Source organism: Psychrobacter halodurans, assembly GCF_017498075.1.
GTDB lineage: Bacteria > Pseudomonadota > Gammaproteobacteria > Pseudomonadales > Moraxellaceae > Psychrobacter > Psychrobacter celer.
The window spans coordinates 1-11997 of record NZ_JAGBKN010000040.1; the positions used below are offsets into that span (position 1 = coordinate 1).

The following is an 11997-nucleotide window of genomic DNA, read 5'->3' on the forward strand; positions in this document are numbered from 1 at the left end:
CAGGCAAAATTTCTACGTCAAGGCTGGATGGAGAATAATCTACCTAAGCTGTTTCATGATATGGGTTGTATCTCTTTTATTCTAGACTGACTATATCGTCGATTATATATTGTCGTCTATATATAGTCGGCAGTATATCGAATCGGCTTTCTTAATCATCTCTGCTAATCGTCGTTTTGTAGCTCGGATAGGGGGTGGGAGATGTTGTTATTGTGAGTCACCACGATGGCCTCATCGATGATGTGTTGACTGACGCCGCGCTTGCGTAAAGACTCGATAAACACTTCATCATGCGCTAGGGTATAGTCTTGATGATCACGATCAAGCCCTTGACGAATGTATAGGCGAATCAGTCCTTGAATACGCTTAAAGCCCAGCTCTTTTGAGGTGGTCTCTAATAATGCGATCATCTCTTCAGACAGCCGAATACTGACCGGGCGCATGATTTTTTGCGGATGGTCAGAAAACTTATTTTTTACACGTACAGGTATCATAATAAACCATTATTTCTAGTGAGTAGGAGTAAAATATTCAGACAAAACGAACCCAAGCAAACTACTCTTACCATACAACAAAATCGGCCAAATGAACACCGCAGCGGTATTTATATCACTGATTTCATAAGAGAATTGTCTGAGCCAAAAATGACGGCCATAAAAAAACCTTCATCAAATAATGATGAAGGTTTTTCGTATATGGCTCTCCAACCTGGGCTCGAACCAGGGACACACGGATTAACAGTCCGTTGCTCTACCAACTGAGCTATTGGAGAATAAGCTGTTATAACGGTAAATATGACAGGCTAAAAGTAATTGCTGTCTGCGTTATGTGGGGCACATTTTAGCCAAGTCGGTATAAGCTGTCAACCTTATTTTGACATAATTCGCAAATATTCTTTAGTTGTTGTGAGATTTGACTGCCAGCCCTCAGTCTTTGGCGCATTTTAGCGATAAAAACGACCCTAATATGTCATAAGCGTATCTCAGAATGATGTATCTATAAGACGGCGCGTTAGGGCAAATAGGTCTGGATATGGATGGGCTTAATAGTGTGTTTGTTTTGTTAAAGTCTCCATCTACCTGCGGCGTGTAACAAAAAAATATCAGCGATATGCTACTTTTATTTATGGTTTAAGTAATCTGCTGTCAGCGTTGGTTATCAAGCTTTTGCGGGTAATTTGATTAGATAACTTGGCTATCTTTTTGAATATAAAAGCAATCTGTACATCGCTTGAAACAAAAAAACTGCTGGGTTGTCCTTCACATTGCTGGATTATTTCTATAAAATACCGACCGTGTGGTTTCTTTGGGGGCTACATTCTATTATTTATTGCTTATCCATTTCACTCAATCAAGCGTGTACGCTGGATTTAACACAGGTGTTTTAGCTATGAGTCCTACCATCATTGCTTACGGTTATCTCGCCATTGCTATCATTTGTGAAGTGGTTGGCACGACCTTTTTGGTCAAGTCAGAGCAATTCACCCGTTTGGTGCCGACCTTGATTATGGGCGTGCTTTATGCCATCTCGTTTTATTTATTGACCCAGACCATCAAGACCATACCACTTGGCATCGCCTACGCGCTGTGGGGCGGTCTGGGGATTGTGCTGACCTCATTGGTCGGTGTGTTCTTTTTTAAGCAAAGTCTCGATACAGCAGCGGTGGTTGGCATAGCGATGATCGTCGGCGGTGTCATTGTAATGAACTTATTGTCTAATTCTGTGGTGCACTGACAGGTAGGGGAAAATGAACATGGACACAAAAATGGAAATAAAAAACGCGCATAAACGTAAAAAACAGCCAGAACTGGTACGGCGAGCGCTGCTTGATGAGGCAGCGCGTATCACGCTAGAGCAGGGCTTGTCTAAAGTGACCTTTCAAGCGGTGGCGGATGCCGTCGGCGTAACCAAAGGCGGGGTGATGCATCACTTTGCTACCAAGGACGCGCTCATCTTAGAGGTGTTTTATGATGCGATGGCCAAGTTTGAGTCGGAAGTCAATGCCGCCATGGCAAAAGATCCTGTCAGCTACGGCTCGTTTACCCGCGCTTATATCGATGCCACTATTAGCTTGGGCGAAAAAGGGCAGGCCGAGTTTAATAGCCAAGCGACCTTGTATGTATTGATGTTAGGAGACCGAATGCTACGCGAACGCTGGGCTGAATGGTCAAATGAGCAGCTAAAAAAACACGCGGATACTGACAATACCGAAACGCTATGCATGGTACGTCTGGTCGCCGATGGTATTTGGCTCTCGGATTTTTCGGGTATCGATATCTCGGACAAAGTCTCATTACGTGAGCGCTTGATAAATATGACGCAGCAGCACTTTGATAAACAGCCTTGATAACTGACTCTAATACATAACTTTGATAAATAGTTTCGATGAATAATACACATAAAAAATTTAACCTTTAACCCATAACGGCATGATTGACTGAACGCTTTTTTATAAAGCTTTAGTCGCCCTAAGGAGAACTTATGACAACTACTCAGACAAACGTAAATAATTTACAAGATATTATTGATTTAACGCAGACACAGACCGCTTATATCAACGGTCGCTATCTGGCGGTCGACGAGTCGCTGACTACCTTTGACGATATCAACCCAGCGACAGGTGAAGTGCTGGCGACCATTCAGCAAACCACCGCTGAGCAAATCGACGAAGCAGTAAAGGCGGCGCAACAAGGGCAAAAAGTATGGGCGGCGATGACCGCAGTTGAGCGCGGCCGTATTTTGTCAAAGGCAGTAGAAATATTGCGTGAGCGCAATGACGTACTGGCATTGCTTGAAACCAAGGACACCGGTAAAGCGTACTCTGAGACTAAGTATGTCGATATCGTCACTGGTGCCGATGTCGTTGAGTACTACGCTGGGCTTGCGCCAATGATTGAAGGTCGTCAGATTCCACTACGTGATAGTAGCTTTGTTTATACGCGCCGTGAGCCGCTTGGCGTGGTCGCCGGTATCGGCGCGTGGAACTATCCGATTCAAATCGCCATGTGGAAGGCTGCACCAGCATTGGCTGCAGGTAACGCGATGATTTTTAAACCTTCAGAAGTCACGCCACTAACGGCGCTCAAACTGGCGGAAATCTTTACCGAAGCTGGCATGCCAGATGGCGTATTTAACGTCGTGCAAGGCGATTATAAAGTAGGCGAAGCATTAACCCAGCATCCTGATATTGCCAAAGTCTCGTTTACAGGCGGGGTGCCAACGGGCAAAAAAGTCATGGCAAGCGCCGCATCATCGTCGCTCAAGGACGTAACCTTAGAGCTGGGCGGTAAGTCGCCATTGATTATCTTTGACGATGCCGATATCGATATGGCAGCGGATATCGCCATGATGGCGAACTTCTATAGTACCGGTCAGGTCTGTACCAATGGCACGCGTGTATTTATACCAAAAGCGCTACAAGCCAAGTTTGAAGAAGCGATTTTGACGCGGGTTAAACGTATCAAGCTCGGTGATCCGATGGATGAAGATATCAATATGGGGCCGCTGGTGAGCTTCCCGCATATGGAGCGAGTGCTGGGTTATATCGAGCAAGGTAAAGCGGGCGGCGCGCGTCTATTAACTGGCGGTGAGCGAGTAACAACTAGCGAGCTTGCCAATGGTGCCTTTGTCGCACCGACGGTGTTTACCGATTGCAGCGATGATATGACCATCGTGCGTGAAGAAATATTTGGTCCAGTAATGTCGATATTGACTTATGAGACCGAGGAGGAAGTCATTCGCCGTGCCAATGATACCGAGTACGGCTTGGCCGCAGGGGTGGTGACCAAAGATCTGACCCGCGCGCATCGCGTCATCGGGCAGATTGAAGCTGGTATTTGCTGGCTAAATACTTGGGGCGAGTCGCCCGCGCAAATGCCAGTGGGCGGTTATAAGCACTCGGGTATCGGCCGCGAAAATGGCATCGAAGCCCTTGAGCATTATACGCAGACCAAGTCCATCCAAGTCGAGCTGGGTAAGTTTGAGTCAGTATTTTAATGGTTTGTTAACTGTTTGTTTTTTAACCATCTGTTTTAACCACCTGTTTTAATGTACAAAGAAAGTTGTCGTCAGTAAGCGCGTCCTGTAGGCGGATATGCCCGCATGATGTGAGCTTACTGATGGCATGACGTATTTTACTATTATGGAGCGTTTTATGACATCAACCACACCTGAATATGACTACATCATTGTCGGTGCAGGCTCAGCCGGAAACGTGCTGGCCACGCGCTTGACCGAAGATGCCAACATTAGGGTGTTGCTATTAGAAGCTGGTCGACCCGATTATCGACTAGACTTTCGCACGCAGATGCCAGCGGCGCTCGCGATGCCGCTACAAGGCACTACTTATAACTGGGGCTACAAAACCGACCCTGAGCCATATATGAATAACCGCGTCATGGACTGTGGCCGCGGTAAAGGGCTTGGCGGCTCATCACTCATCAATGGCATGTGCTATATCCGTGGTAACGCGCTCGATTTTGATGACTGGGCCAAAATCAAAGGCTTAGAGGACTGGACGTATCTCGACTGTTTGCCCTACTTTAAAAAGTCAGAAAATTGCGATGCAGGCGAAAATGACTATCATGGCGTCGGTGGTCCGGTAGAGATGACCACCTCAAAACCTGGCGTCAATCCGCTGTTTGAAGCGATGATTGAAGCAGGCGTGCAAGCTGGCTATCCGCGTACAGAGGATTTAAACGGCTATCAGCAAGAAGGCTTTGGCCCAATGGATCGTTTTGTCACGCCAAATGGTCGCCGCGCATCAACGGCACGCGGGTATCTCGACCGTGCCAAACCACGTAGCAATATTACGATTTTGACCGGTGCCTTGACCGATGTGATTTTGTTCGATGGTAAGCGCGCGGTCGGCGTCAAAGTTGAGCATCAAGGTCAAACCAAAAAATTCTATGCCGCTCGTGAAGTGATCGTCTCATCGGGTGCTATCGCTTCGCCTCAGTTATTGCAGCGCTCTGGTATTGGCCCTGGTCAATGGCTCAAAGACGTAGGCGTTAATGAGGTTTTAGAGTTGCCGGGTGTTGGTAATAATTTACAAGATCATTTAGAGCTGTATATGCAGTATGAATGCAAACTGCCGGTGTCGATTGCCCCTGCCAATAAATGGTGGAATAAGCCTGCGATTGGTGCTGAATGGTTGTTTATGGGTACTGGTCTTGGCGCGTCCAATCAGTTTGAGGGAGGCGGCTTTATCCGTACCGATGAGAAGTTTACTCACCCCAATATCCAGTATCACTTCTTGCCATTAGCGGTGCGTTACGATGGCCGCAGTGCGGTAAAATCGCACAGCTTCCAAGCGCACGTGGGCTCACTACGCTCACCGAGTCGTGGCCGCGTCAAGCTCACTTCAAGAGATCCCAACGCGCATCCAAGCATTTTATTTAACTATATGTCGCATGAGCAAGACTGGCAGGAGTTCCGCGCGGCGATGCGTATCACTCGTGAGATTATGCATCAGCCAGCGCTTGACCCGTATCGCGGCCGCGCCATTGCGCCGACCGATGATCTGGTGACCGATGCGCAGCTCGATGAGTATGTCCGCAACCATAGCGAGACCGCTTATCATCCGTCGTGCACCTGTGCGATGGGTGAGGGCAATGATTCGGTGGTCAATGGTGAAGGGCTGGTACATGGTATCGATGGCCTACGCGTGGTCGATGCGTCGATTATGCCAAATATCATCAGCGGCAACTTAAACGCCACCACCATTATGCTGGCCGAAAAAATCGTCGATAAGATGCGCGGCAAGCAATTACCACGCTCGACCGCGGATTATTATGTCGCCAATGGCGCACCGCTCAGAGCCGAGCCAATGCGTGCTTATCATACGACTGTATAAATAAACGTGCCAGCCAGTAGGCAGGATATCAGGATAATATAACGTCAATTTCAAATAAAAGGCCTTTCAACGTAAAGGTCTTTTTTATCAGTGCAGATTTGCTGGTACTCTTGTGAGCACTGACATCATCAGTACCGCACGCAAATGAGCATATCGGCTTTATTTTGCGCCGATTATCTTTTAATTATTTTTTAAAGGTGTTGCTAAGGGGTCTGCGGACTGTTTAGCAAATTTTTATTGATTGGTACTGCTTTGTGCGTCATGCATTTATGGACACATAATGTGGCGATGAGTCGTCAGTTTATGACGGACAAAGCAATATCAGACGGTGTTTCATTTACCTATTGAGGTCTTTTATGTACAGCTCGCCATCAGAAGATGCGACGAAACCCTTGAGTCTAAATAAAGCGGTTTTTTTAGGCTCAGCGATTATTTCTATTTTATTGATTGTTTGGACGATTGCCTTGCCAGATTATAGTGAGGCATTATTAAGCGCGAGCATGGCGTGGGTATCAGAGAGTTTTGGCTGGTATTACATGCTGGTGGTGGCTGCTTATAGTATTTTTGCCTTGTTTGTGGGCTTTTCAAAATACGGCGATATCAAGCTGGGGCAGGACCACGAAAAAGCGCAGTTTCCCTTTTTGGCGTGGGCAGCGATGCTGTTTTCGGCTGGTATTGGTATCGATTTATTGTTTTTTGGTGCCTCTGAGCCGTTGATGCATTATCTCACCCCGCATACGGGGCTAGAGCCTGCCAGTGCCGAAGCGATGCGCCAAGCGTTATCTCAGACTTTTTTGCATTGGGGTTTGCATGGCTGGGGTATTTATGCGCTGATTGGTATGGCGCTAGCGTACTTTGCCTATCGCAAAAACATGCCGCTGGCGCTACGCTCACCGCTGACGCCTATCTTTGGCGAGCGCCTAGTCAAAGGCTGGCTCGGTGATGGCATTGATACCTTTGGCGTGGTCTGTACCTTAATGGGGATTGCCACCAGCTTAGGCATCGGCGTGTTGCAGGCCAACGCAGGTTTGACGCATGTCTTCGGTGTCGAGTCGAGCAAGATGGTGCAGAGCTTGATCATCTTGGGCGTGGTCTTAGCTGCCGCCATCTCAGCGATGACCGGTGTAGAAAAGGGCGTACGCCGCCTGTCTGAGTTCAATATGCTCTCGTCGATATTGCTATTGATCGCGATACTGGTGATGGGCAATACCGTGTACTTGCTCAATACTTTTACCCAAAGTATCGGTCAGTACTTCCAAACCATCGTTTTCAAAACATTCGACGTCTATGCTTATGACGGCAGCGCTGGTGCCGATTGGAAATCAGGCTGGACGATATTTTTCTGGGCATGGTGGGTTGCTTGGGCACCCTTTGTCGGCTTGTTTATTGCGCGTATTAGCCGTGGCCGTACCTTGCGTGAGTTTGTCTTTGGTGTGATGTTTATCCCGCTGGGCTTTATCTTTGCTTGGTTCTCTATCTTCGGTAACTCAGCGATAGACTTGGTGGCCAATGGCGCGACGGAGCTTGGTGAAATCGCCATCAATGACGCGGCAATGGGTATGTTTGCCTTGTTTGAGTACTTTCCTTTTAGCGATGTTTTATCATTCGCTGGCGTGGTTATCGGGCTTATTTTCTTTGTGACCTCAGCGGACTCTGGTGCGCTAGTACTGGCCAATCTCAGCTCAAAAGGTATGACCAATGATACTGATGCGCCGGTTTGGCTGCGTTTGTTTTGGGCAGCGGCAACAGGTTTAATTACCCTAGGCTTGCTGTTCGCCGGCGGCTTTGCCTCGTTGCAGTCGGTGTCTGTCATCGCAGGTTTACCATTTTCGCTGATTTTGGTGCTTTACATGATGTCGATGTGGCGCAGCCTAAAAGAAGAGGGCAATAAGCGCAAAGCCAGTACGGTTGGCACCGCAAACGTGCTTGATAGCGGTAAGAGCTGGAAAGCGCGTCTGCAGCGTATTGTTAGTTTTCCAAGCCATACGCAAGTCGAGCGGTTTTTACAAAACATCGTCAAACCTGCCATGAGTGATGTCGAAAAAGAGCTAAGAGCTGGCGGTCTAAAGACGTCATTGGATGTGCGAAATTTGGCCAATATCGGTGACGATCTCGATGCAGGTCTAGACGATGACAATGGTCAGATAGATGGCATCAAGCTGCGCGTCGGTCATGGAGATGAAGATGACTTTATTTATGAAGTCAATCTCATCAAAGCTGAGCGCCCTAATTTTACGCTGAATACTTCGACCAAGCATGCTGAGTTTTACTACCGTGCTGAGGTGTTTTTAAGCGATGGCTCACAGGAGTACGACTTGGTTGGCTACACCAAAGAGCAAGTGCTGGTTGATATTCTGCATCAGTATGAGTGCCATTTGCAGTATCTACATTTAGAGCGTTAATTATCTAGATGTTGAATAACCAGATGTTAACTGGCTAGATGCCGTGACAAGATTGTCTTTTAGATGACCCCATAAGTTACAGTTAGCTTATGGGGTTTATTTATGAGCTGACGATAGGTCAATAGGTGGTATAAGGTAAAATATATAGAGATAAGTTGTAAAGTATAGTCAGTGAAACATGATATCTATACCAGCCGTATCATAGTGTACTTAAAGTATTTTGACTAAGACATACCCTATATAAAAGGATAAATCTGTGACCACACTCAAGTACATCGCTCATTATTCTGAGCATATTCAAAGCCAAGCAGCACGGCTCATCCGCGAGGGCAGGCTGGGCGACTATCTAGAAAGCAAATATCCCAATCGGCACCAAGTGCAAAGCGATAAGGCGCTTTATCAATATATAAACGACATAAAAAACCAGTCTATGCGCAAAATCGGCCCGCTATCGAATGTCAGTTATAGTAGCAAATTAAAAGTCCTCAAACAGGCGCTGGGGGTTCATACCACGCAGTCTCGCGTCCAAGGCAGTAAGCTCAAATCGCACAACAGCATTACGGTGGCCAGCTTATTTAAAGAAGCGCCGCCTGAGTTTTTGCGCATGATCGTCGTGCACGAGTTGGCACATTTTAAGGAGCATGAGCACAACAAAGCATTTTATCAATTATGCTGCCATATGGAGCCAGAATATCATCAGTTTGAATTAGACACGCGTTTATGGCTGCATTGGCGTGAGTTTTAGAAATTTTTTGCATTTGAGCACGAACCGAAAAAAACTATATAACCAAAAAAAATCATCTATTTAAAATATATGTTTTAAGTTTTTTATATTTGATGACATAGTTGTTTTTGGCTTCCAAATAAAACAGTGGTTTTTTACAATTTATTACCAAAGATAATTTTTGTTTTTTCTATACGGTCAGATAAAAGTTAATTTTAAGCCTATGTTATCGAATCAAATACTGCCAATCAACCATAGCTAATTATAGGTATAACCATCCTATAATGTAGAAAGCATAACAAGGTAGGTACGGTATAAGGCTTGACGAAGATCTGTGACTTCAAACTGTCATGTTTATGACCTATAGTGCTGTATTGGCTCATGTGTAATCAAGAACATAGACGACAGCATAAAAACCACAAAAATAATAAATACCCTAATTTCTTTAAGGGAAAAAGTAAATACATTATATATTCTTATTTAAGAATTAATATATTAATATAAGTGAATTTATTTAAATTATCATTAAATACTATAATAAAGTTGACTATGTGTACATGTGTATTATTATGTTTTATAAGAGAGTAGCTCTGTAATAAAACCGGCTTATAAAATTTTTTATATTTTATGAGTGTGTCTATATAAAGCGTGAAATTATCTGATTATATTGCATTAAAGATATAAATTTTGCCATTATAGAAAATGCTTAATTGATAGTAAGGGAAGTACATCATGAACCGTAATTATAAAGTTATCTGGAATCGCTCGCTTGGCTGCTTTATGGCAGTTGCCGAATATGCCAAAGCCCGTGGTAAGTCATCGAATCGTGCGGTGAGCTCTGGCTCAGCGGCATCGAGTGCGGTAAGCTCAGGAACGAAGCTGATGCGCTTGACGGCAATATGTACAGGGCTTGCAGCCTCTGGGTTTAGTATGCAGGTAGTGGCTGTCGTAGGACCTAATTCAATAGATACTGAAGTTTGTGATGCTACTAGCAATCCCAGTACTGCAGCAGATAGATCTAGCGGTGATATTGCTATTGGCTGCGGTAGCGATGCTAGTGGTAGAAACAACATAGCGATAGGCGGCAACGCAACTACTAAGGTAGACGCAGGAGAAACCCAAGGCGCACAGAGCGTCGCTATAGGTTATGACGCTCAAACAAAGGGCGATCAATCGGTAGGTTTGGGTGCCAATGTTCGAGCTAGCGGTAATTCTTCTATCGCTATCGGTGGTGATGATTTAGACTCAGCATCCAGTAGAAATATAGATGGTACATCTAATAACGGTTTAAATAGTGGCGATGTAAATGAGGCCTTTAAAAAGTTTGCCGGTCGCGATTTAGTCTACACAGACGCAAACGGCGCAAATGACCCAAATATTCCAGACGTTAATAGAAAGCAGTACATCGGTACAGAAACTGCAGGCCCTGCTTCTGTCGCTATTGGTGTGCAAGCGCAGTCTATTGGCGCTCTATCAACAGCGTTTGGTACTCAGGCAACATCTATTGGTGTGGGTTCTGCAGCTTTTGGGGTATCAGCTACAGCTACAAAGTCAGGTTCTGTAGCATTGGGGGCAGGTGCTCAGACCGATAACGATGCTACGTCCGAAAAAACAGTCGTTATAGGTGGCAAGACTTACAACTTTGCTGGTAGTGTGCTTGACGGTACAGATGTCAAGACAGGTGCGCAAGTCTCTGTTGGTATGACAGGGCTTGAACGGCAAATAAAGAATGTTGCTGGTGGTAAAATTAGTGCAGACAGCACCGATGCGATTAACGGCAGCCAGTTGGCTGCTACTAATTCAGCTTTAGAGGACACAAATACCAATGTTGCAACTAACACAGGTAACATTGCTGATTTGGCCAATGGCCGTACCGGTATCGTTCGCCAAGATACTGGTACAGGTCCAATCACTGTTGGCGCTGCTACTGGTGGTACAAGCGTTGATTTCACAAATTCAACAGGCAATGCCCGTACACTGACAGGTGTCGCTAATGGCGTTAATGACAATGACGCGGTGAACTTCGGTCAGCTGAACCAAACAGTTGCAGACAATAAAATCAAGTATTTCAGCGTGAATTCTACAGCTGGTGGTAACGTAAACAATGACGGTGCACAAGGCACCAATGCAATAGCCATTGGTAAAGATGCTGAAGTTGCTGATGGTCATTATAGCTCTATCGCTATGGGGCTTGGGGCGAAGGTTGCCAGGGAACCCGATACGGGAGCTAACATATCATTCGGTGCAGTTGCTATTGGTAATAAAGCATGGGCTAGGGGGACTAACTCTGTTGCTCTCGGTACTGATGCGACAACATCCATCTATGATAGGGGGGTTGCCATTGGTAATAAAGCTGGGTCATTAGGCTCTGATGCAACGGCGATAGGCAGTGAAGCTGTTGCAGCCTCTGCTGGGGTGGCGCTTGGTAATAAGGCTAAGGCACACAATACCCGCAGTATTGCAATTGGTGACAACGCTGTTGTTGGTGGTGATACAGCTGACGTTGCAAGCTCTTACGGAATTGCTATCGGTCAACGGTCAAGGGTCAAGGGTGAAGCTAGTATTGCCATAGGTCGATTGGCAAACACTTCAGGTGTAGATGCATTGGCTATTGGTCGAGAATCTATTGCAGCTGCAAATGGTACTGCTATTGGCGCAGGAGCTAAAGCAAATAAAGCAGGTGGTGTTGCCATTGGTGCAGACTCTATAGCTAATATAGAAGCAGGTATTAAAGGCTTTGACCCTTCTACGGGTGGCGCAACTACCAAAACATCAAATGTGTGGCAATCTACTCGAGCAGCTGTAGCTTTAGGAGATAGTGATAACGGAGTTACCCGTCAATTAACTGGATTGGCAGCAGGTACCAATGATTCTGATGCGGTAAACGTCGCGCAGCTCAGAACCACCAATGACAGAGTGACTACCAACACTGATGACATCGCAGACATCAATGCTGGTCGCACCGGTATTGTCCGTCAAGACGCAGGCACAGGCGCGATCACAGTAGGCGCTCAAAC

General features: G+C 46.0%; 8 protein-coding genes and 1 tRNA gene. 7 read left to right on the forward strand and 2 right to left on the reverse strand.

What is annotated here, in order from left to right; all coding sequences use genetic code 11:
- Positions 1–164 precede the first annotated feature (164 nt).
- Together J3491_RS11550 and J3491_RS11555 are read right to left on the reverse strand one after the other, a co-directional pair.
- A complete protein-coding gene (locus J3491_RS11550; RefSeq protein ID WP_075100607.1) occupies positions 165–494 on the reverse strand; it encodes a CopG family transcriptional regulator in 330 nt (109 codons plus the stop codon).
- Positions 495–696: 202 nt separating this feature from the next.
- Positions 697–772 (reverse strand) — tRNA-Asn (locus tag J3491_RS11555).
- A 617-nt stretch (positions 773–1389) separates the two neighbouring features.
- Here J3491_RS11555 and J3491_RS11560 point away from each other — a divergent pair.
- The 7 genes from J3491_RS11560 to J3491_RS11590 form a co-directional block, all read left to right on the forward strand.
- A complete protein-coding gene (locus J3491_RS11560; protein WP_207970311.1) occupies positions 1390–1734 on the forward strand; it encodes a DMT family transporter in 345 nt (114 codons plus the stop codon).
- Between the two features lie 31 nt (positions 1735–1765).
- Positions 1766–2347, forward strand: a complete 582-nt coding sequence (locus J3491_RS11565; RefSeq protein WP_207970312.1) for a TetR/AcrR family transcriptional regulator — start codon at positions 1766–1768, stop codon at positions 2345–2347.
- Between the two features lie 134 nt (positions 2348–2481).
- A complete protein-coding gene (gene betB / locus J3491_RS11570; RefSeq protein ID WP_243456377.1) occupies positions 2482–3996 on the forward strand; it encodes a betaine-aldehyde dehydrogenase in 1515 nt (504 codons plus the stop codon).
- A 157-nt stretch (positions 3997–4153) separates the two neighbouring features.
- A complete protein-coding gene (gene betA / locus J3491_RS11575; RefSeq protein WP_207970313.1) occupies positions 4154–5854 on the forward strand; it encodes a choline dehydrogenase in 1701 nt (566 codons plus the stop codon).
- Between the two features lie 356 nt (positions 5855–6210).
- Positions 6211–8256: a choline BCCT transporter BetT gene (betT, locus tag J3491_RS11580; RefSeq protein ID WP_207970314.1), complete on the forward strand. Its 2046-nt coding sequence runs from the start codon at positions 6211–6213 to the stop codon at positions 8254–8256.
- Between the two features lie 256 nt (positions 8257–8512).
- On the forward strand, positions 8513–9001 hold the full coding sequence (locus J3491_RS11585) for a YgjP-like metallopeptidase domain-containing protein (protein ID WP_207970315.1): 489 nt from the start codon (positions 8513–8515) through the stop codon (positions 8999–9001).
- A gap of 711 nt (positions 9002–9712) precedes the next feature.
- Positions 9713–11997 (forward strand): ESPR-type extended signal peptide-containing protein (locus tag J3491_RS11590; protein ID WP_207970316.1); only part of this gene is annotated, 2285 nt, incomplete at its 3' end.

What these genes read in the sequence shown, in the direction of transcription:
- J3491_RS11550 (WP_075100607.1), bottom strand. Translation starts at nt 494, where the DNA reads ATGATACCTGTACGTGTAAAAAATAAGTTTTCTGACCATCCGCAAAAA.
- J3491_RS11560 (WP_207970311.1), top strand. Translation starts at nt 1,390, where the DNA reads ATGAGTCCTACCATCATTGCTTACGGTTATCTCGCCATTGCTATCATT.
- J3491_RS11565 (WP_207970312.1), top strand. Translation starts at nt 1,766, where the DNA reads ATGGAAATAAAAAACGCGCATAAACGTAAAAAACAGCCAGAACTGGTA.
- betB (WP_243456377.1), top strand. Translation starts at nt 2,482, where the DNA reads ATGACAACTACTCAGACAAACGTAAATAATTTACAAGATATTATTGAT.
- betA (WP_207970313.1), top strand. Translation starts at nt 4,154, where the DNA reads ATGACATCAACCACACCTGAATATGACTACATCATTGTCGGTGCAGGC.
- betT (WP_207970314.1), top strand. Translation starts at nt 6,211, where the DNA reads ATGTACAGCTCGCCATCAGAAGATGCGACGAAACCCTTGAGTCTAAAT.